We start from the raw sequence: 21,116 nt of genomic DNA, 5'->3' as shown, positions 1-21,116 counted from the left end.
CGCTCCCACAGGTTTTTGCGGTGCATGAATGGGCGGCTCACGCCTCAGTCAAATACCAACGCCAATCCTGCTCACCCACCTCAGCCATGAACTGCCGATACTCCGCACGCTTGACCGCCAGGTACACCCCCAGAAATTCCTGCCCCAATGCATCCCGCGCCCACGCCGAATTTTCTAGCGCCGTCAGTGACGTCAGCCAGTCGGTCGGCAGCAACTGCGTGGCCTGCGCGTAGCCGTTGCCCTGCACCGGTTCGCCCGGGTCGAGGTTCTCGCTGATGCCGCGATGGATGCCGGCCAGGATCGCCGCCGCGGCCAGGTACGGGTTGGCGTCGGCGCCGCAGATGCGATGTTCGATGTGGCGGCTGTTGGCCGGGCCACCGGGAACCCGCAGGCTGACGGTGCGGTTGTCGACGCCCCAAGTCGGGGCCAGCGGCGCATAGCTGTTGGCCTGGAAACGCCGGTAGGAGTTGGCATTGGGGCAGAACAGCAACAGCGAATCGAGCAGCGACGCCAGCATGCCGCCGATGGCGGTGCGCAGCAGCGGGGTGCCGGCCGGGTCCTCGGACGCGAACAGGTTGCGGCCTTCGGCGTCGGCGATGCTGACGTGCATGTGCATGCCGGTGCCGGCCAGATGATCGAAGGGTTTGGCCATGAACGTCGCCTGCATGCCGTGCTTGTGGGCCACGGCCTTGACCAGGCGCTTGTAACGCACGGCCTGATCCATCGCCTGCAAGGCATCGCCGTGTTCCAGGGTGATTTCCACTTGCCCCGGGGCGTATTCGGAAATCGCCGTGCGCGCCGGAATGCCATGGAGTTTGCACGCGGCATAGAGGTCGGCGAGGAAGGGTTCGATCTGCTCCAGCTCACGCAGGCCGTAGACCTGGGTGTGTCGCGGTCGACCGCCGTCAGCGTCCAGCGCCGGTTGCGGGCGACCGTTGTGGTCGCGCCTGGCGTCCAGCAAATAGAACTCCAGCTCGCACGCCATCACCGGGTGGTAACCCTCGGCCTGCAAACGCTCGATAACATTGATCAGCAGGTGCCGTGGGTCAGCGATGCTCGCCGGCAGGCCTTCTTGCGGGTGCATGCTGACTTGCACCGCCGCTGTCGGAATCTGCCGCCACGGCAAACGCACCAGGCTGCCTTCGAGCGGATAGGCGCGGCAGTCGATGTCGCCCACCTCCCAGACCAGCCCGGAGTTCTCGACGTCATCGCCTTGCAGGGTCAGGCCGAGGATGGTGCTAGGCAGCGGGCGACCGCTTTCATACACCGCCAGCAGTTCCTCGCGGTGCAACAGCTTGCCGCGCGGCACGCCGTTGGCATCGAGAATGAACAGCTCGATCATGTCGATATCGGGGTTGTTCGCCAAAAAGCGTTGGGCGTCTTCAAGGGCTGCGAATTTCATTGTTCATCACTCACGTTGGCGTCCCGCGGACGCACGGATTCAGGCCAGGGCGCGACGACGGATAAAGACCCGCGGCGCTCTGGCAGCGATAGCGAAAAAGGAGGGGGGCTCTACGCGTCGTGGACGCGATCAGGCGAGCGGGGTGCTATCCGGCGGGCGTGCGGAGTGACGCAGTTTGGAGCGGCGCAGGGCCATGGGCAGGTTGACGATGCGTTTCATGAGGCAATGCCAGGAAAACGTCAGTGGCAGATGGCAAGCCATCCGGGGGTGTCTGGATACTAGGGGTGAATGTTCCGTCTGTAAATGTCTGTTTTAGCGAAGCAGGTACACCCCCAGCCCGATCAGCCCGCAGCCGATCAACACTTCGACCACCCCGCGCTTGAAGCGAAACAACGCAATCGCCGCTGCCACCGCGATCAGCAGCGAAGGCCAATCCAGCTGACTGCCGAAGCCTTTAGGCCACAGCACGTGATAGCCAAAAAAACACGCCAGATTGACAATCACACCGACGACTGCGGCGGTAATCGCTGTGAGCGGCGCAGTGAACTTGAGTTCGTTGTGCGTCGATTCCACCAGCGGACCACCGGCGAGAATGAACAGGAACGAAGGCAGGAAGGTGAACCAGGTCACCAGCATGGCGGCGACGGCCCCGGCGACGAAGGCCTGGTCGGGACCGAACACCTGATGCACGTAGCCACCGATGAAACCGACGAAGGCGACCACCATGATCAGTGGCCCGGGTGTGGTTTCGCCGAGCGCCAGGCCATCGATCATCTGCGTCGGCGTCAGCCATCCATAGTGGCCGACCGCGCCCTGGTACACATACGGCAGCACCGCGTAGGCACCGCCGAAGGTCAGCAGTGCCGCTTTGGTAAAGAACCAGCTCATCTGCGTCAGCGTGCCTTCCCATCCGAACAGGGCGGTGAGGGTGGCCATCGGCAGCGTCCACAACACCGCGCCAATCAGGGCCAGGCGCAGCAGTTTCCCGCTGTTGAAGCGGGCGTGCTCGGGTGTCGGTGTGTCGTCGTCGATCACGGCGGCGCCGTAGGATTTCTGCGCGGCGCCGTGGCCACCGGTGCGGAATTTTTCGGGGGCCAGGCGCCCGCCAAAGTAGCCGATGATTGCCGCCCCCAGAACGATCAGGGGAAAGGGAACGTTGAGGGCGAAAATGGCCACGAATGCCGCGGCGGCGATGCCCCACATCCAGCCGTTTTTCAATGCCCGGGAGCCGATCCGATGCGCCGCCTGCAGTACGATGGCGGTCACCGCCGGCTTGATCCCGTAAAACAGCCCGGCCACCACCGGCACCTCGCCAAAGGCGATGTACACCCAGGACAAGGCAATCAGAATGAACAGCGACGGCAGCACGAACAGCGCGCCGGCCATCACGCCGCCCCAGGTCCGGTGCATCAGCCAGCCGATGTAGGTCGCCAGTTGCTGGGCTTCGGGGCCGGGCAGCAACATGCAATAGTTGAGCGCATGCAGAAAGCGTCGCTCGGAGATCCAGCGCCGGCGCTCCACCAGTTCCTGATGCATCATCGAAATCTGCCCGGCCGGCCCGCCGAAGCTGATGAAACCGAGCTTGAGCCAGAAGCGGAACGCTTCTCGCAGGCTGATTGCAGCAGGCCTTGGTGACTCTGGTTGGCTGTTCGGGGCAGGCGTGGGGCTCAAGCGGATGTTCCTTGCGAAGGCGCTTTGAGCCCGTGACTTTAGCCATGATGCCGCGCTTTGGATAGTTGCTTATTGTGACACGGTTTCCCAGCGTCCTGCCGCGGATCGGTCGCTGTCACGGGCATCGACCCAACGTGCGCGAGAGGCCACATCTTCGCGTTTCCAGAATGCTGCGTCGGTTTTCAGGTAGTCCATGATGAACGCGCAGGCATCGAAGGCGGCTTGACGATGCTGGCTGCTCACACCGACAAACACGATCGGGTCACTGACCGACAGTTGGCCGATCCGGTGCACGATCTCCACGGCCTTGAGCGGCCATCGCGTCTTGGCGTTGTCGATGATCTTTTGCAGCGAGCGCTCGGTCATGCCAGGGTAGTGTTCAAGAAACAGACTGGTCACTTCCTCGCCCTGATTGATATCACGCACATAGCCAACGAAGTTGACCACGGCGCCGACGCCGGGATCGTTTGCCCGCAGCCTGTCGATCAGTTGGCCGGTGTCGAACGTTTTGTACTGGACTCGAACCGTCATGCTTCAGCCTCCGGTGACCGGCGGGAAAAAGGCGATTTCATCAAAGTCCTCGATCGCCAGGTTCAGGTGGCAGAGCTCCTGGTTAAGCGCGCACATCAGGTTGCTTTCGCCCAGTACGCTGTTCCAGATTTCACCGCGGGCCATCAGCATCTGACGGACGTCTTCGATGGTCTTGAGGCTGGTGGTAAGGGGCAATTTTTCCCCACCCAGGTTGAGCTGCTCGCGATAGCGGGCGAAGTAATTGATCAGGATCATTGTGCATCCTCGAATGTAAAGTGGCCCGAGCGACCACCTTGTTTGCTGAGCAGGCGGACGTCGTCGATGACCATGCCGCGGTCCACCGCCTTGCACATGTCGTAGAGGGTCAGCGCGGCGACACTGACAGCGGTCAGCGCTTCCAGCTCCACACCGGTCTGGCCCTCGACGCGACAGGTGCCGACGATTTTTACGCTGTCCGGTGCGCAGGCCTTCAGTTCGACGTGGATCGAACTGAGCAACAAGGTGTGGCACAGCGGGATCAGTTCGTGGGTTTTCTTTGCGGCCATGATTCCGGCGATCCGTGCCACGGCGAACACATCGCCCTTGGGGTGGCCGTCGCTCTGGATCAACTTCAGGGTTTGCGGGCGCATGCGCACCCAGGCTTGTGCCTGAGCCTCGCGCTGGGTCGAGCTTTTGTCGCTGACATCGACCATGTTGGCGCGGCCCTGGCTATCGAGGTGGGTCAAGCCGTTGGGGGATGAATCTGAACAGACTGTCATGGAAAGTTCCTGCGCTTACCAGCGCGGTGATCAGGTGAAGGCATCATGCCGGGCTGTAAATTCGTGGAGCGTTACGGTGCGGCACGTGAATCAGGTTGAGGCGATGTTTGATCGCCCATTGCACGGTCAGGGCCGTAGGCGCGGACAGGCTGACCAGCGTGCCGAGTCTGGCCCTGACGGCTTTGTGGATCAGTTCCAGGCTGCAACGACTGGTGACCACGGTGAAGCCGCGACGGCTGTTGATGCCGACGTGCTGCAGGGCACCGATCAATTTATCCAGCGCGTTGTGCCGGCCGATGTCTTCACGGCAGATCAGCGCCTCGCCTTGTGTGTCGAAATACAACGCCGCATGCAATGCGCCGCTACTACGGGCCATCTGCTGCGCCTGTTCGATACGATCGCGGATACCGATGAGATGTTCGGCCGCAGGCAGTCTCACCGGGTCGAGAATCTGCAGTTGCGGCAATGCCTGTTCCAGCGCCTCAACCCCGCAAAGTCCGCAGCCACTGGTACCGGTCATTTGCCGGCGATGATCTTTCAGCGCCCAGAACGCGCGACTGCAAATCTGCACATCCGCTTGGACGGCCTGGTCAAAGTGGGTGAGGTGGATGTCGTAGATTTCACTCTGGTCTTGCACGATGTCGTTGCTGACGCTGAAACCACGGATGAAATCTTCGAGGTTGCCGGGCGAGACCATCATCACTGCCTGGCTCAAGCCGTTGTAGGTGATCGCCAGGGCAATCTCGGACGCCAGCGCCGCTTGAGCGATGGCTGCGCCGCCGTCGTACTCACGAAAGTTCACACTCAACGGCGTTGGCGCAGGAGCATTGGTATCGCTTCGATCAATGATTTTCTGAACTTTGCACAACATGGGAAGAACCTCGAAGCGCTGAATTGAGTTCAGGCTACGGGTAACTTTTCAGTGCGTCCAATCGCTAGTTCCGATGCAGTGATTGGTGATGTCTATCGTTAAGGTCGAAGTTGTTTAATTCGGATTTTATATCAAATTAAAGACTCAGATTTTTGCGGTAAATAACTGCCGCGCTTCAGCGAAACACTTCTCGGCAATTGCAGAGCGCGGTTCGGTCTTGCGCATGACCAAACCCAACGGTGCAAGCACGCTGGCATCGGGCAAATTGATGAAGGACAGGTATTCGATTGGCGCTTCCAGGCCGCTATCGAGGGGCATGATCGCGCAGCAAAAACCTTCGTGGATCGCCTGCAGCAGCTGGTAAGTCGAATCGCTTTCCAGGATCGGCTGCGGGTCGAGCCCGCGGCTGCGGAAACTCAGGTCGATGGATTTTCGATAGTGCATGCCGTTGCTGAGCATGCCCAGCGGCAACTCGGCGGCGTCTTCCCAGCTCATATGCATGCCTTCGAAATGGAAGTGACGGGTGTCGTACAGCAGGCCGACCCGGGTTTCGCCGATCTCGAAAAACTCGAAATAGCTCGGGTTGACGTGATCGAGGTAACACACGCCCAGGTCCAGCTGGTTATTGCCAAGCCCCTCGATGATTTGGTCGGAGCTCAACGAGGACAGGCTGTACTTGAGCTCGGGAAAGCTGCGTGAAAGCCCCTGAATGTAGCTGACCGGGTTGAAGCTGCTGAGCGGCACCAGGCCCAGTCGCAAGTTACCGACCAATTGGCCACGGCAGGCAGCGGCTTCGGCGAACAGGCCGTCATGGGCGGCCAACAGGGTCCGGGCCCACGCCAGTACGCGTTCACCCGCCTGGGTAAAGCCTTCGAAGCGCTGCCCACGGGTGACCAGCACCAGGTCCAGTTCATCCTCAAGGTTGCGCAGGCGCATCGACAGGGTCGGCTGGGTGATGTGGCAACGCGCGGCGGCCTGGCCGAAGTGACGGGTCTGCTCCAGGGCGATCAGGAACTTGAGTTGTTTGATGTCCATGACGGCACCTGCTGACGGAGGAAATGAAGGGTAAGTATTGACTCAAGCGCGCAAGACACAAGGTATGCGCGATAACGTTGGCCGTGGACGATCTCATTGTCCCGGGCGGGCGTCCAATCAGCTGTTTTTAAGACATCATCAACCCGATCTATCGGTAGTCAGCTTATTTTCGATTATTCAAACTAAATGCCGATAGATACGCTCGATAACTTGGTTGGTTAGAGTGATTAGACAGTGCTTGTTCCAGCGCTTTAGTCTCTGAAAGTTATTTAATTTATATCTGTCGGAGAATGACATGAGCGTTAAGCAAGATGCATTGTTTATACCCCTGAATATTGCTGTGCTTACCGTCAGCGATACCCGTGAATATGCCAATGACACCTCCGGGCAACTGCTGGTCAGCCGCCTGCTGGAAGCCGGGCATACCCTGAGCGAGCGCAACCTGCTCAAGGACGATCTGTACAAGATCCGTGCGCAGGTGGCGACCTGGATTGCCGATGACAACATTCAGGTGGTGCTGATTACCGGCGGCACCGGCTTTACCGGGCGTGACAGCACACCCGAGGCAGTGGCTTGTTTGCTGGACAAGCAGATCGATGGCTTTGGCGAACTGTTTCGTGCGATCTCTATCCTCGACATTGGCACCTCCACGGTGCAGAGCCGGGCCTTGGCCGGGTTGGCCAATGGCACGCTGGTCTGCTGCCTGCCGGGGTCCACGGGCGCCTGTCGTACCGCGTGGGAAGGTATCCTCGCCGAGCAACTGGATGCGCGGCATCGGCCGTGCAATTTCGTCCCGCACCTCAAACCGGTGCAAGCCTGTGGGACGCGGGGATGAGCAGCTCTGCGTTGATGCCGATGGAAGAGGCCATCCGCCGTTTACTGGCGATGGCAGAGACGCAACGGCTGCAGGAAAGCGAAGCAGTGCCGTTGAGCGCGGCACGGCAACGGGTGTTGGCCAACGATTTGCTGGCGATCCTGGACCTGCCGCCCTGGCCGAACAGCGCCATGGACGGTTATGCCTTGAATCTAGACGGTTGGGACGGCCAGCCGTTGCCCGTGTCGCAGCAGGTATTTGCCGGGCACGCCCCCGAAGCATTAGCAGCGGGTACCTGCGCACGAATCTTCACCGGCTCCCCCGTACCGCCAGGCGCGAACTGCGTAGAGATGCAGGAAAACACGCAAGTACTGGATGACGGCCGCGTGAGCTTCAATCAGCCGCTGAGCCTGGGCTGCAATATCCGCCCGCAAGGCCAGGAGAACCACGCCGGGGATGTGTTGTTGCAGGCCGGCAAGCGTCTCGGGCCGTTCGAACTGGCGGTCGCGGCGGCGCAGGGCTGCACCCATGTGCAGGTGGTGCGACGACCACGGGTGGCGTTGCTGTCCACCGGGGATGAGCTGGTCGAACCAGGCGCGCCGCTCAAACCCGGCAGCATCTACAACAGTAACCGCACCTTGTTGAGTCACTGGTTGAGCGCATTGGGTTGCGATGTCATTGATATCGGCATTCTTCCCGACGAGCTTCGGCAGACGCGGCTCAAGCTCGAACAATTGCAGCAAGCTGCAGACCTGATTCTCTCCACTGGCGGCGTATCCGCAGGTGAGGCCGATTGCCTTGGCCAGGTGTTGCGTGAATGCGGTAAACCACTGCTCTGGAAACTCTCGATCAAACCCGGCAAACCGCTGACCGTGGGCCATTTTGGTAGCGTGCCCGTGATTGGCTTGCCGGGTAATCCAGCTTCGGCACTGGTGACGTTTGGCTTGTTGGCCAGGCCTTATCTGTTGCGGATTCAAGGTGTCGAAGATGTCGAGCCCTTGAGCTTTGCGGTCACTGTCGGTTTTGCCTGGCCGAAACCGGGAAGCCGCCGGGAATACCTGCGGGCCAAGCTGGAGGCGGGTCGCGCTGTGCTTTATCCAAACCAGAGTTCAGGTGTGCTGCTGGGCGCTTGCTGGGCGGATGGGTTAGTGGAGGTTGCGCAGGGTCGCACATTGGAAGAGGGCGATACGGCACGATTCATCCCGTTCAACGAATTGTTCTGAACCAACGGTAACCCCCTGTGGGAGCGAGCTTGCTCGCGAAGAGGCCGGCACATGCGGCATGGTTATTGACTGACCTGCCGCCATCGTCGGAACGCCGCCCGGAATCAATCAATTCAGCACGAAATCCACCGGCTCCAGCTGTGGTGGCAGTTCCGTCACGCCCAGCGCCGCCAGGACATCGCGCTCGATGTTGCGCACGATGGCGTCGGTGGGCAGGTCGTTTTCGTCGCGGCCGAAGGGGTCTTCCAGTTCGTCGGCAATCGCATCCAGGCCGAAAAAGGTGTAGCTGACAATTGCGGTGAAGATCGGTGTCAGCCAGCCCAGGGGTTCGGCCATGGCGAACGGCAACAGGATGCAGAACAGGTAGATGGTCCGGTGCAGTAACAAGGTGTAGGGGAACGGCAGCGGGGTGTTCTTGATCCGTTCACAGACCGCTTGAGAACGGGTCAGGCTGGACAGATGGTTGGCCATGATCGTGTAGCGCCATTCGCTGATCACACCTGACTCATTGAGCGCCGAGCACTGTTGACCGACCTGCAGCAGAATCTGCCCGCTCACATCGGTCGTATTTCCCTTGGGCATCGGTTGCAGCCAGTCGCCACTGTCGGCCAGTTCGTTTTCCTTGCGCAGGCGTGCATTGAGCGCATGGGCGAAGCCACAGAGGTTGCTCAGGATTGTGTGCCGCTCAGGCGCGTCCTTGATGATCTGGGTTTCGCGAATCATCGAGCGGATTTCCACGATCACATCGCCCCATGCCTTGCGCGCCTCATACCAGCGGTCATAGCAGGCGTTGTTGCGAAAACTCATGAAGATCGACAGCGACAGACCGAGCAGGGTGAACGGCGTTGCGCTGACCTTTGAGAAGTAGCTCGGGTGCAATGTTTCGATCAGTACGATGGCAGAAGCGAGCAGCGTCACTAACAGGCTGCGCAGGGCAATGCGTTTAGCGATCGAGCCCTTGAGCGAAGTCAGCACGCCGATCAGATTGGGTTTGGGTCTGACGATCATGGTTTTTCAGCCGCCCGTCATGTTCATGAAACGAACGACCTGGACATCGTCGTTCACTTGGAAATTGTGCCGATAGGGCTTGAGTTTCATCGCCTCGATGATGGCTTTCTCCAGACGCTCTGGCTGTCCGGGGTGGCTGCGCAACACGGCCTTGAGATCAACGCAATGCTCGTTTCCCAGGCACAGCAGCAGGCGACCTTCCACCGTCAGCCGCACCCGATTGCAAGTGCCGCAGAAATTGTGGCTGTGGGGCGAAATGAACCCCAGGCGAATGTGCGGCGCTTCAGCCAGACGCCAGTACCGCGAAGGGCCTTGGGTCGACTCGGCGGAATCAATCAAAGTGTAGCGCTCGGCGATCCGCTCACGAACCTGGGCGCTGGAATAAAACGACTCGGCACGGCTGTGTTCATCGATGGTGCCCAAGGGCATTTCTTCGATGAAGGAAATGTCGAGGTTGCGGTCGATGGCGAAGCTCACCAGATCGTTTATCTCGTGATCGTTGCGGCCCTTCATCACCACGCAGTTGAGCTTGGTGTTGCGAAACCCGGCCTGGTTGGCGGCGTCGATGCCCTTGATCACCTGTGCCAGATCGCCGGTGCGGGTCAGCTCGCGAAAGCGTTGCGGGTCCAGGCAGTCGAGACTGATGTTGAGGCGCTTGACCCCGGCCTCGAACAACGGCTCGGCAAGCCTGGCCAACTGCGAGCCATTGGTGGTCATGCACAGCTCGCGCAGGCCGGGCAGGGCGGCGATCTTCTGGCACAGCTGCACCACGCCTGGGCGGATCAGCGGCTCGCCCCCGGTCAGGCGAATCTTGCGCGTACCCAGTGCGACGAAGCGCTCAGCCACCTGATAGATCTCTTCCAGGGTCAACACCCGTTGACGCGGCAGGAACTGCATGTCCTCGGCCATGCAATACACGCAACGGAAATCGCAGCGGTCGGTGACCGACATCCGCAGATAATCCACGCGCCGGGAGAACCCATCGATCAAGACTCGTTCCGACATGACATCCTCGCTTGGCGCCTACAGTTGTTGAGCGCAGGCTAAGTGCAACTTGCGAGACCGTCCAATCACTATTTATGACCGGTTGATCGAGCGGCTCTATGATGAATTAATTTTCCCGCAGATCATGCTACTAAGATTAATAAGTCACTGTATTTTAAGGATAAAACACCTTGATAGATATCTTCGATAATGTGGTCATTAATAGCGATTAGACAATATTAAACCCGTATTCCTATGCTTTTCTCCGTCAAACGATCAATGGCCTGAATCAGGTCGTAGCCTGTGTGCATTGTCACGGAGAAGAACCATGACCCAAGTCGACCGCTACAAACCCTACAAAGGAGCCGCCGCTGGTTGGGGCGCGCTGATTGCTGTCACCAAGAACTGGCTGGGCAGTGAAAACGCGCTGAAAAATATCCGTGCCATGCTCAAGACCAACCAGAATGGCGGCTTCGACTGCCCCGGATGCGCCTGGGGCGAATCGCCGGAAAACGGCATGGTCAAGTTCTGCGAAAACGGCGCCAAGGCGGTTAACTGGGAAGCCACCGGCCGTTTGGTCGACCCGGCCTTTTTCAACAAATACAGCGTTTCGACGCTCTCGGAACAAAGCGATTATTGGCTTGAGTATCAGGGTCGCCTGACCCACCCGATGCGCTACGAGGCCAGCACCGACCGTTACGTGCAGACCTCCTGGGACGAAGCTTTCGCGTTGATCGCCCGTCACCTCAATGCCCTGGATTCGCCGAATCAGGCCGAGTTCTACACCTCGGGCCGCGCCAGCAACGAAGCGGCGTTTCTCTACCAGCTGTTCGTCCGCGCCTACGGCACCAACAACTTCCCCGACTGCTCGAACATGTGCCACGAGGCCAGCGCCGTCAGCATGATCGAGAGCCTGGGCGTGGGCAAAGGTACCGTGGTGTTTGACGACCTGGAGCATGCCGACGCGATCTTCGTCATCGGCCAGAACCCGGGCACCAACCACCCACGGATGCTCGAACCGCTGCGCGAAGCGGTGAAGCGCGGGGCGCAGGTGATCTGCATCAACCCGCTCAAGGAACGCGGACTGGAACGTTTCCAGCATCCACAACACCCGATCGAGATGCTGATGAACGGCTCCGAGCCGACCAACACCGCTTACTTCCGTCCGGCACTCGGCGGCGACATGGCGGTCATGCGCGGCATTGCCAAGTTCCTGCTGCAGTGGGAGCGCGAAGCACAAGCCAGTGGTGGCACGCCTGTGTTCGACCATGAGTTTATCGCCGAACATACCTCGGGCATGGATACCTACCTGGCCGAAGTCGACGCCACCCGTTGGGAGCACATCCAGCAGCAATCGGGCATGAGCCTGGCAGACATTGAACTGGCTGCGCGCATGTATGCCCGCGCCAAGCGCGTGATCATGTGCTGGGCGATGGGGCTGACGCAGCACACCCATTCGGTGCCGACGCTGCAGGAAGTCATCAACGTGATGTTGCTACGCGGCAATGTCGGTCGCCCCGGTGCCGGCCTGTCACCGGTTCGCGGTCACAGTAACGTGCAAGGCGACCGGACCATGGGCATCAACGAACTGGCGCCCACCGAATTGCTCGACGCCTTGGAAAAGCGCTTTTCCTTCAAGCCGCCACGCGAGCATGGCCACAACACGGTGATGGCAATCGGCGCGATGGAGCAGGGCCGTTCGAAAGTGTTTATTGCCCTCGGTGGCAACTTCGCCCAGGCCACCCCCGACACCCCGCGCACCCATGCCGCGTTGCGCAAATGCGAACTGACCGTGCACATCGCCACCAAGCTCAACCGCAGCCATCTGGTGACCGGCCGTGAAGCGCTGATCCTGCCGTGCCTGGGTCGTACCGACATCGACATGCAGGCCGAAGGGCCGCAAGGCGTCACCGTGGAAGACACCTTCAGCATGATTCACATCTCCCATGGCCAACTCAAACCCAAGTCCAGGCACCTGCTGTCCGAGCCTGCGATCATTGCCGGGATCGCCGCCGCGACGCTGGGCAAGCAGCCGATTGACTGGAACTGGGCCATCGGCGACTACGGCCGTATTCGTAACATGATTGCCGACACCATTCCCGGCTTTGAGGATTTCAATCAGCGCTTGTTGCATCCGGGCGGTTTCCACATGCCCAACAACGCCGCGCAACGCATTTGGAAAACCGCGAGCGGCAAGGCGCAATTCACCCCGAGCGTATTACCCGAACATCTGATCAGCGAAGGCGTGCGCAACCTGGCCGTGAAGCCGCATCTGATTTTGCAGACCATGCGCTCCCACGATCAGTACAACACCACGCTGTACGGTCTGGACGATCGTTATCGCGGGGTCTACGGCATGCGCGACGTGGTGTTCGCCAACGAGCAGGACATCCGCCGGCTCGGTTTCGAACCGGGGCAGAAGGTCGATCTGGTGGCGCTGTGGGATGACGAGCGCGAACGTCGGGTCAGCGGTTTTACCCTGATCGCCTACGACATTCCGGCGGGTCAGGCGGCCGCCTACTACCCGGAAACCAATCCGCTGGTACCGCTGGAAAGCTACGGTGACCGCACGTTCACCCCGACCTCCAAGTTCGTCGCCATCCGGATTGAACCGGCGAAGGCCAACAGCCTGATTTCGACTTGCGCCGCGTAAATCATCGTTTTTGTTTCTCTTATATCCGCGACGAGGATATCGACATGTTTAATCTTGAGGCACTGGACCTGGCGCGGATGCAATTCGCGTTCACGGTTTCGTTCCACATCATCTTTCCCGCCATCACCATCGGGCTGGCCAGTTTCCTGGCGGTGCTCGAAGGGCTTTGGCTGAAGACCCACAACGACACCTACCGTGATCTCTACCATTTCTGGTCGAAGATCTTCGCGGTCAACTTCGGCATGGGTGTGGTTTCGGGGCTGGTCATGGCCTACGAGTTCGGCACCAACTGGAGCCGTTTCTCCGACTTCGCCGGCAGTATCACCGGGCCGTTGCTGACCTATGAAGTGCTCACCGCGTTCTTCCTTGAAGCCGGATTCCTGGGGGTCATGTTGTTTGGCTGGAACCGGGTAGGGCGCGGTTTGCACTTCTTCTCGACGATCATGGTTGCCATCGGCACCTTGATTTCGACCTTCTGGATTCTCGCGTCCAACAGCTGGATGCAGACACCACAAGGTTTCGAGATCGTTGATGGTCGGGTCATGCCGCTGGATTGGCTGGCGATCGTGTTCAACCCGTCGTTCCCGTACCGCCTGGCGCACATGGCGATTGCGGCGTTCGTCGCCACCGCGTTCTTTGTCGGCGCCTCGGCGGCGTGGCATCTGCTGCGCGGCAACGACACGAAGCAAGTGCGCAAGATGCTGTCGATGGCGTTGTGGATGGCGCTGATTGTCTGTCCGATCCAGACGGTGGTGGGTGATGCCCACGGCTTGAACACCCTGGAACATCAACCGGCGAAAATCGCTGCCATCGAAGGACACTGGGAAAACAACGGTAGCGTAGCAACGCCATTGGTGCTGTTCGGCATCCCCGACATGCAGGCCGAGAAAACCCGGTACGCCATCGAGATTCCCTACCTGGGCAGCCTGATCCTGACCCACAGCCTCGACAAGCAGATCCCGGCGCTCAAGAGCTTCCCGAAAGAGGATCGGCCCAATGCAACGATCATCTTCTGGAGCTTTCGCGTCATGGCCGGACTGGGCATGTTGATGGTGCTGGCCGGTGTGCTGGGCCTGGCGCTGCGTCGCAGCGGTGCGATTTATCGCAATCGCTGGTTCCTGCGCCTGATGTTGTGGATGGGGCCGAGCGGCCTGATCGCGATGCTGGCGGGTTGGGTCAACACCGAAGTGGGGCGCCAACCGTGGGTGGTATATGGCCTGCAAAGAACCGCGAATGCTGCGTCCAATCACAGCGTCACGCAGTTGAGCATCTCCTTGGCGCTGTTCGTGGTGATCTATTTCTCGGTGTTCACGGTGGGCATGGGCTACATGATGAAGCTGGTGGCCAAAGGGCCAAAATCCCATCACGAGCATTTGCCGGCGGGTCATTCCGATCAGGTGATTACGCCGCGCCGTCCGCTATCGGCCGACGCCGAAGTCCTCGAAACCGACGCTCGCGTCCATTGAAATAGGGGAGTTGAACATGGGTATTCAAGGTATCGACTTATCGCTGATCTGGGGCGTGATCATCGCTTTCGGCGTGATGATGTACGTGATCATGGACGGCTTCGACCTGGGACTGGGCATTCTGTTTCCACTGATCCCGGATGCCAGGGAACGCGATGTGATGATGAACACCGTCGCACCGGTGTGGGACGGCAACGAGACCTGGCTGGTACTGGGTGGCGCGGCGCTGTATGGCGCGTTCCCGCTGGCCTATTCGGTGATTTTGGAAGCGTTGTACCTGCCGTTGATCCTGATGTTATGCGGCTTGATCTTCCGCGGAGTGGCCTTCGAGTTTCGCTTCAAGGCCAGCCCTGAGAAACGCCACATCTGGGACATGGCGTTCATCGGTGGTTCGCTGTTGGCGACGTTCTCCCAGGGCGTGGTGATAGGCACTTACATTGCCGGCATCCCGGTGGTCGGCCGGCAGTTCGCCGGTGGTAGCTGGGAATGGCTGGCGCCGTTTCCACTGTTCTGCGGTGTCGGTCTGATCGTCGCTTACGCGTTGCTTGGCAGCACCTGGTTGCTGGTCAAGACCGAAGGCATGCTGGAGTCGCGGATGCGCCTGTTCACCCGGCCCCTGGCCTGGCTGTTGCTGGCGGTGATCGGAGTGATCTGTGTATGGACGCCGATCCTGCACCCGGAAATCGCCACGCGCTGGTTCGGCCATGCGCACCTGGCGGTGTTCGGCAGCTTGGCGGTGCTGGCCTTGCTGGTGCTGTTCGGGCTGCTCAAGACCCTGCGTCAACGTCACACCCACTGGCCATTCGCGTTCACCCTGATGCTGGTGTTCCTCGGCTACATCGGCCTGGCCTTCAGCATCTGGCCGAACATCGTGCCGCCGTCCATCAGCCTGTGGGCAGCGGCTTCACCGGCGACCAGCCAGTTGTTCATCCTGATCGGGGCGCTGTTCATCCTGCCGATCATCTTGATGTACACGGTCTGGAGCTATTACGTTTTCCGCGGCAAAGTGAGGATTGGCGATGGCTACCATTGATAAGCATCAACCAGCGCCTTGGTACAAGCGCGTTGGTTGGCTGGTGTTGATCTGGCTGGGCAGTGTGGTGGCGTTGGGCGTGGTGGCGGGGGCATTGCGAATCTTGATGCATGCGCTGACCCTGTAGGAGCGAGCCTGCTCGCGATGAACTTCTGGACAACGCGATCATTCAGGCAACACGCGTTATCGTTGACGTCCATCGCGAGCAGGCTCGCTCCTACAGTATTTGTTTACTGCGCCCCAAACATCACCGTCCAGTAAATCCCCGCATCGCTCTTGGGATCAACCGCATACGCCGCGCCCAGATCGCGGAACTGCGGGTTCATCAGGTTGGCGCAATGGCCGGGGCTGGCCAGCCAGCCGTCGACCACCTTGCGCACGCTGTCCTGCCCGGCGGCGATATTTTCGCCGATCTGCTGGAAGTCGTAGCCCGCCAGTTCCGCGCGGTCGCCCGGGGTGCGGCCGTCCCGGTCCTTGTGATCGAAGTAGTTGTTGTTGGCCATGCTGCGCGACTGGGCTTCGGCGGCGCTCGCCAAAGTGGCGTTCCAGGTCAGCGGCGCGGTGGCGTTGAAGGCTTGCGCGCCGCATTGGCGGGGGCGGCTGCGCGCGACATTGAGTTCGGCCAGCAGTTTTTGCCCTTCGGCCTGCCAGTCGCCCAGGCGTGCGCTCAACAATGGCCGGGCCAGTACGATGCGCCACTCGTGGTCCTGGCGGCTGACGCCAACGTCGACGAACTGCGGGTCGAGCACGATCTGGCAAAAGCTTTCCTGGATCGCCTTCATGGCCGAGGGCGCATCACGCGGCCCGGTCAGGCTGATCGCCTGCACGTTCTTCATCGGGTACCCGGCCGTGGCCATGGCCTGCTGCAGGTTGCCGACGCTGGCGGCGGACAGCACCAGCCGCGGGTCGGCCGACAGCGGTGGCAGTTCCGATGACACCTGGCCGGCGCAACGCTGCAACTGGGCGCGGTAGACGTTGATCGACTCGATCAGTTGCGACTCATCGCTCGCCAACGCGGTGGCGGCAAACAGAAGTCCCAGTGAGAACCCGGCAAGACGCAGGGTGGATGACAGGAAATGCATGGAAATCCTCCTTGAGCGGACTGTGCCCATGATGCGCGAAATGCCCCCCTTGAGCGCAATGCCTTTTTCCGGGATCTCGCGTCCTCCGCGCCATTATTTCACTACTACACTCAAGCGATACTGCCTACAGAGTAGTGCCCGATCATGCGCCACGACTGGATAGCCACCTGCCTCGCCCTGACCCTGCTCGCTGTTCCGGCATTCGCAACCGACCAGGAACAAAAACAGAAAGTCGCCGAAGACAAGGCCGAGGTGCTGGAGCAGAAGGCTGCGCAAAACAGCGGCCCCGCGGCGGCGCGCAAGTCTCAAGCCATTACCCAGCCTGAGGTCCAGGCCGTGGACCCGGCGGGCAAGGCACCGCTGGATGACGCCATCACCTGTCTCGCCCGTTCGATCTACTGGGAGGCCAAAGGCAAGGACGCGGCCGACATGGAAGCGGTGGCCAACGTGGTCATGAACCGCCTTGGCCATGAGGGTTTTCCCGATACCGTATGCGGCGTGGTCAAGGAGGGCTCGGAGACCAAAAGCTGCCAGTTCTCGTGGTGGTGCGACGGCCGTTCCGACTCCGTGCAGGAGGAGGTGCCCTACGCGATGGCCAAGGAAATCGCGCGCAAGGCGCTGAACAAGCAATTGCCGGATCGCACCAAAGGCGCGCTGTATTTCCATGACCGCACGGTGAAGCCGGGATGGGCCAAGGAGTACACCCATACGGCCGACATCGGCTTGTTCAGGTTTTACAAACCCCTGGGCGGGGATGCGAAGTAGTTACTTTTAGCTGGAAAACCCTTGAAATTCTTCCAGGCCAGCGAAACTGCAATATTTCTGTTTTACAAGCTTCATGACGGAGCAACGCGTTAGAAATGTCATGAGCGGAAACAGAACATGAAGCAAGCGTGGTTTTTCAGCAGTCATTCGGCACCGCCAGCTGCGTCCTTTCGGGTGAACGCCTCGTGACCGTTCTTGTCACCGGCGCCGCCGGTTTCATCGGTTTTCATTCGGCCAGGCGCTTGTGCCTGGACGGCCATGAAGTGGTCGGGATCGACAACCTCAACGACTATTACGACGTAGCGCTCAAGCAGGCGCGGCTGAAGGCGCTTGAGTCGTTGCCGGGTTTTCGCTTCCTGAAAATGGACATCGTCGACAAGCCGGCATTGCTGGACGTGTTCCGCGAATACCGGTTCAGCGACGTGGTGCATCTGGCCGCCCAGGCGGGCGTGCGTTATTCGCTGGACCATCCGGATGCCTACGCCCAATCGAACCTGGTGGGTTTCCTCAATGTGCTGGAAGCCTGTCGGTACCATCGGCCCGGGCACCTGATCTATGCCTCGAGCAGTTCGGTCTACGGCAGCAACCGCAACCTGCCGTTTCGCGTCGAAGATGCGGTTGATCACCCGGTTTCGTTGTACGCGGCCACCAAGCGTGCCAATGAACTGCTGGCCCACAGTTACTGCCACCTGTACGGCCTCAAGGCCAGCGGCCTGCGCTTCTTCACCGTCTACGGGCCCTGGGGCCGGCCCGACATGGCACCGTTCAAATTCACCCAGGCCATCCTCAACGGCCTGCCCATCGACGTCTTCAACCAGGGCGAAATGGCGCGGGACTTCACCTACATCGACGACATCGTTGAAAGCATCGCCCGCCTGCGCACACGGCCGCCGGGCGAGGGTACGCATCAATTGTTCAACATCGGTCGCGGTGAACCCATGGCACTGCTGGATTTCATCGAGTGCCTGGAATCGGCATTGGGCACCGTGGCCCGGCGTAACTTCATGCCGATGCAGGACGGTGATGTGGTCAAGACCTGGGCCGATGTCTCGGCGCTGCAGGCGTGGGTCGACTTTCGCCCGAGGGTGTCGGTGGAAACCGGGGTCGGGGCCTTTGTGCAGTGGTATCGGCAGTTTTATCAGATTTGAATCGTTCGCCGCGGATAACGGTAAACCTATAGGGCGAGGGGACTCCATGAGCCAAGACATATTTGTATCGGTACTGATTCCGGCCAAGAACGAAGCGAACAACCTCAAGCCGTTGCTTGAAGAGGTGCGCGAGGCGCTGGCAAACGAAGTGTATGAAATCATCGTGGTCGACGATGGCAGCACCGATGCCACCTTGCACGAGCTGCGGCAGATCAGGAACAGCGGCCTGGCTGCCTTGCGCATCCTGCATCATGACCGCTCGCTGGGACAAAGCACCTCGCTCTACCACGCGGCACGGGAAGCGCGCGGGCAATGGCTGGCCACCCTCGACGGCGACGGCCAGAACGATCCGGCGGACATCCCCGGCATGTTGGCACTGGTGCGCAGTGAGCGGGGCAGGGGCGACGTGCAACTGGTGGCCGGCCACCGCACCAACCGCCGCGATACCGCGAGCAAGCGCTGGGCCTCGCGTTTCGCCAACGGCCTGCGCCGGCGCCTGCTCAAGGACGCCACGCCGGACACCGGTTGCGGCCTGAAGCTGATCGAGCGCGCGGCGTTCCTGCGCCTTCCGTATTTCGACCACATGCATCGATTCATTCCGGCATTGATCCAGCGCCATAACGGCCGAACGATCCATTATCCGGTCAACCATCGAGCGCGCACCGCCGGGGTGTCCAAGTACGGCAACCTCGACCGCGCCCTGGTGGGCATTCTTGACCTGGTCGGTGTCTGGTGGCTGATCAAGCGCACGCGGCTCAACAGCCACGCCCAGGAGCTGGAAGGATGATCATGACCCGCGAAGCCCTGTGGCTGGTGATCGGTTTTGCCGGACAGATCGCGTTTACCGGACGGTTCGTCTTGCAGTGGCTGTACAGCGAATACAAAAAGCGCAGCGTCATCCCGGTGAGCTTCTGGTACCTGAGCATCGTCGGCAGCACCTTGCTGTTTGCCTACGCCATTTACCGCCAGGACCCGGTGTTCATTGCCGGGCAGGCGTTTGGCTCGATCGTGTACCTGCGTAACCTGCAACTGATTAACAAAAGCCGGAAACTCAAGGACTGAACCATGCGCCGAACCCTCTCGCCCCGGGTCGAATGCCTGGGCCTTATGCTGCTGGCCTTGCTGTTGATCGGCGCCGGGTTGGGCTTGCGCCAGGCGCAGAACGTCGATGAAGAGCGCTTCCTGGGTGTGGCCCTGGAGATGCTGCACAACGGCTCCTGGCTGATTCCGCACCGGGCCGGGGAGATCTACGGCGATAAACCGCCGATCTTCATGTGGACGGTGGCGTTCTTCGTCTGGCTCACCGGCCTGCCCAACGTCGCGCTGTACATTCCGGGGCTGCTGTCGGCGGCAACGGTCACGGCGCTGGTCTACGACCTGGGCCGTCGGCTCTGGAGCCAGCGTGTCGGTCGCATCGCAGCACTGTTGTACCTGGCGACCTACCAGACCTACAGCATCCTGCGCACCGGGCAGATCGACAGTTTCCTGATTCTGTTCACGACCCTGGGCCTTTACGGGCTGGCGCGACATCTAATGGTCGGCCCTGCTTGGCGTTGGTTCTACGTGGGATGCGCGGCGATGGGCATCGGCGTGATCACCAAGGGCGTGGGCTTTCTGCCGGCGTTGCTGCTGATCCCCTATGCCTATGCGGTGCGCAAGGATTGGCCGGGGGTGGTGGCGATGCCGGGCCAGGCGCGCCGATGGCTGCTCGGGCTTGTGTTCATGCTGGCGGCGATTGCGATCTGGCTGCTGCCCCTGGCCTTGTCCATAGCACTCAATGGCAGCGCCGAGGAAATCGCCTATGCGCGGGAAATCCTCCTGCGCCAGACCGCCGGACGCTATGCCGCCGCCTGGCATCACCGCGAACCCTTCTGGTACTTCTTCACCAACGTCATTCCACAGTACTGGCTGCCGCTGGTGTTGGTGTTGCCGTGGCTGGTGCCGGCCTGGCGCCGACAGCTGCAAAAACGCGATGGCCGGGTGCTGGTGCTGCTCGGCTGGGTGGCGCTGGTGGTGCTGTTTTTCTGTATCAGCAGCGGCAAGCGCAAGTTGTACATTTACCCGGCGTTGCCGGGGCTGGTGCTGGTGGCGGCGCCGCTGGTGCCCTGGTTGCTGCAGCGTTGGTTCAGGCAGCGCCCGCGCTTGCGGCGGGTGTTTCCGGCATTGGTCGCGACCTGGCTGGTGCTGTGGTTCGCCCGGGGTTTTGTCGAGCCGGTGAGGGACGGGACCAATCCCAATCAAGCGCTCATGGCACAGGCCAACAGCATGACCCATGGCGCGGATCTGGTCCTGGTCAACTGGAGCGAAGGGCACTGGCTGTTCGCCCGCCAGCCGATCGTGCACTTCGGTATGCTCGATTCCACCGTCGAAAGAGCCGCGCAATGGCTGCGCGATCACCCGCAGGACTACGCCCTGGTGCCGGACGACGTGCTGGTCCGCTGCTTCAAGCCCGAGGCTGCGCGGGAACTGGGGGAGAACTCCCGGGCGCGCTGGTCGATTGTCGGGGTGGATGCGGATAACGGGCAGTGTCATGCGCAAGCGTCGTCGCCGGTGTATCGGTTTTCCTGGGCTGATCCGCAGGTGCAAGTGTCCGTCCCCTAGCGAAGCTGATGCATATTTGGATTGGGTGTAAATGCGGTTACAGCCACCCAGGGTTTCGCTCTTATGTATGG

The 21,116-nt window shown here is 60.7% G+C and carries 21 protein-coding genes; 11 read left to right on the top strand and 10 right to left on the bottom strand.

Features of this window, described 5'->3' with window-relative positions; translation table 11 throughout:
- Positions 1–37: 37 nt before the first annotated feature.
- The 7 genes from PMI35_RS15650 to PMI35_RS15680 form a co-directional block, all read right to left on the bottom strand.
- Positions 38–1,402, bottom strand: a complete 1,365-nt coding sequence (locus PMI35_RS15650; RefSeq protein WP_008059981.1) for a glutamine synthetase family protein — start codon at positions 1,400–1,402, stop codon at positions 38–40.
- A 312-nt stretch (positions 1,403–1,714) separates the two neighbouring features.
- Entirely contained in the window at positions 1,715–3,073 is a 1,359-nt protein-coding gene (gene chrA, locus PMI35_RS15655; protein ID WP_008059980.1) for a chromate efflux transporter, read from the bottom strand.
- A 69-nt stretch (positions 3,074–3,142) separates the two neighbouring features.
- Positions 3,143–3,604: a molybdopterin synthase catalytic subunit MoaE gene (gene moaE / locus PMI35_RS15660; RefSeq protein WP_008059979.1), complete on the bottom strand. Its 462-nt coding sequence runs from the start codon at positions 3,602–3,604 to the stop codon at positions 3,143–3,145.
- 3 nt (positions 3,605–3,607) lie between these two features.
- Positions 3,608–3,859, bottom strand: coding sequence for a MoaD/ThiS family protein (locus PMI35_RS15665; protein WP_008059978.1), 252 nt, complete (start codon positions 3,857–3,859; stop codon positions 3,608–3,610).
- On the bottom strand, positions 3,856–4,362 hold the full coding sequence (moaC, locus tag PMI35_RS15670; RefSeq protein WP_008059977.1) for a cyclic pyranopterin monophosphate synthase MoaC: 507 nt from the start codon (positions 4,360–4,362) through the stop codon (positions 3,856–3,858). The genes PMI35_RS15665 and moaC overlap by 4 nt, the downstream gene beginning before the upstream one ends.
- A gap of 43 nt (positions 4,363–4,405) precedes the next feature.
- Positions 4,406–5,233, bottom strand: a complete 828-nt coding sequence (gene fdhD, locus PMI35_RS15675; protein WP_008059976.1) for a formate dehydrogenase accessory sulfurtransferase FdhD — start codon at positions 5,231–5,233, stop codon at positions 4,406–4,408.
- A 144-nt stretch (positions 5,234–5,377) separates the two neighbouring features.
- Positions 5,378–6,268 (bottom strand): LysR family transcriptional regulator, encoded by an 891-nt coding sequence (locus tag PMI35_RS15680; RefSeq protein WP_008059974.1) that lies wholly within the window; start codon positions 6,266–6,268, stop codon positions 5,378–5,380.
- Between the two features lie 295 nt (positions 6,269–6,563).
- On the opposite strand from PMI35_RS15680, the gene moaB reads away from it, so the two are divergent.
- On the top strand, positions 6,564–7,103 hold the full coding sequence (gene moaB / locus PMI35_RS15685; RefSeq protein WP_008059972.1) for a molybdenum cofactor biosynthesis protein B: 540 nt from the start codon (positions 6,564–6,566) through the stop codon (positions 7,101–7,103).
- Positions 7,100–8,305 carry a molybdopterin molybdotransferase MoeA gene (locus tag PMI35_RS15690; protein ID WP_008059968.1) on the top strand — a complete coding sequence of 402 codons (1,206 nt, stop codon included), beginning with the start codon at positions 7,100–7,102 and terminating at the stop codon, positions 8,303–8,305. The genes moaB and PMI35_RS15690 overlap by 4 nt, the downstream gene beginning before the upstream one ends.
- Positions 8,306–8,413: 108 nt before the next feature.
- On the opposite strand, the gene PMI35_RS15695 is transcribed toward PMI35_RS15690, so the two are convergent.
- Both PMI35_RS15695 and moaA read right to left on the bottom strand, forming a co-directional pair.
- Positions 8,414–9,313: a bestrophin family protein gene (locus PMI35_RS15695; protein WP_008059966.1), complete on the bottom strand. Its 900-nt coding sequence runs from the start codon at positions 9,311–9,313 to the stop codon at positions 8,414–8,416.
- Between the two features lie 6 nt (positions 9,314–9,319).
- Positions 9,320–10,318, bottom strand: a complete 999-nt coding sequence (moaA, locus tag PMI35_RS15700) for a GTP 3',8-cyclase MoaA (RefSeq protein ID WP_008059963.1) — start codon at positions 10,316–10,318, stop codon at positions 9,320–9,322.
- A 307-nt stretch (positions 10,319–10,625) separates the two neighbouring features.
- On the opposite strand from moaA, the gene PMI35_RS15705 reads away from it, so the two are divergent.
- Genes PMI35_RS15705 through PMI35_RS33910 form a run of 4 tightly spaced genes read left to right on the top strand, consistent with a single transcriptional unit; the run spans position 10,626 to position 15,576 of the window.
- Positions 10,626–12,950, top strand: coding sequence for an FdhF/YdeP family oxidoreductase (locus PMI35_RS15705; RefSeq protein WP_008059961.1), 2,325 nt, complete (start codon positions 10,626–10,628; stop codon positions 12,948–12,950).
- Positions 12,951–12,994: 44 nt separating this feature from the next.
- Positions 12,995–14,416, top strand: coding sequence for a cytochrome ubiquinol oxidase subunit I (locus tag PMI35_RS15710; protein WP_008059959.1), 1,422 nt, complete (start codon positions 12,995–12,997; stop codon positions 14,414–14,416).
- 16 nt (positions 14,417–14,432) lie between these two features.
- Positions 14,433–15,449 carry a cytochrome d ubiquinol oxidase subunit II gene (gene cydB / locus PMI35_RS15715; protein WP_008059958.1) on the top strand — a complete coding sequence of 339 codons (1,017 nt, stop codon included), beginning with the start codon at positions 14,433–14,435 and terminating at the stop codon, positions 15,447–15,449.
- A complete protein-coding gene (locus PMI35_RS33910; RefSeq protein WP_008059957.1) occupies positions 15,436–15,576 on the top strand; it encodes a DUF2474 domain-containing protein in 141 nt (46 codons plus the stop codon). The genes cydB and PMI35_RS33910 overlap by 14 nt, the downstream gene beginning before the upstream one ends.
- Positions 15,577–15,679: 103 nt before the next feature.
- On the opposite strand, the gene PMI35_RS15720 is transcribed toward PMI35_RS33910, so the two are convergent.
- Positions 15,680–16,531, bottom strand: coding sequence for a CAP domain-containing protein (locus tag PMI35_RS15720; RefSeq protein WP_008059956.1), 852 nt, complete (start codon positions 16,529–16,531; stop codon positions 15,680–15,682).
- A gap of 144 nt (positions 16,532–16,675) precedes the next feature.
- On the opposite strand from PMI35_RS15720, the gene PMI35_RS15725 reads away from it, so the two are divergent.
- The 5 genes from PMI35_RS15725 to PMI35_RS15745 all read left to right on the top strand — a co-directional run bounded on the left by PMI35_RS15725 (position 16,676) and on the right by PMI35_RS15745 (position 21,045).
- Positions 16,676–17,296 carry a cell wall hydrolase gene (locus PMI35_RS15725; RefSeq protein WP_008059954.1) on the top strand — a complete coding sequence of 207 codons (621 nt, stop codon included), beginning with the start codon at positions 16,676–16,678 and terminating at the stop codon, positions 17,294–17,296.
- Positions 17,297–17,481: 185 nt separating this feature from the next.
- Positions 17,482–18,444, top strand: a complete 963-nt coding sequence (locus tag PMI35_RS15730) for an NAD-dependent epimerase/dehydratase family protein (protein ID WP_032831621.1) — start codon at positions 17,482–17,484, stop codon at positions 18,442–18,444.
- A gap of 46 nt (positions 18,445–18,490) precedes the next feature.
- Positions 18,491–19,231 (top strand): glycosyltransferase family 2 protein, encoded by a 741-nt coding sequence (locus PMI35_RS15735; RefSeq protein ID WP_008059949.1) that lies wholly within the window; start codon positions 18,491–18,493, stop codon positions 19,229–19,231.
- Positions 19,228–19,506 (top strand): lipid-A-disaccharide synthase N-terminal domain-containing protein, encoded by a 279-nt coding sequence (locus tag PMI35_RS15740; protein WP_008059948.1) that lies wholly within the window; start codon positions 19,228–19,230, stop codon positions 19,504–19,506. Before PMI35_RS15735 ends, PMI35_RS15740 begins: the two co-directional genes overlap by 4 nt.
- Positions 19,507–19,509: 3 nt before the next feature.
- Positions 19,510–21,045, top strand: a complete 1,536-nt coding sequence (locus PMI35_RS15745) for an ArnT family glycosyltransferase (RefSeq protein WP_008059947.1) — start codon at positions 19,510–19,512, stop codon at positions 21,043–21,045.
- The last annotated feature ends 71 nt before the right edge of the window (positions 21,046–21,116 follow it).

It is taken from the genome of Pseudomonas sp. GM78, assembly GCF_000282475.1.
Taxonomy (GTDB): Bacteria; Pseudomonadota; Gammaproteobacteria; order Pseudomonadales; family Pseudomonadaceae; genus Aquipseudomonas.
This window is presented reverse-complemented; position numbering and strand designations above follow the sequence as displayed.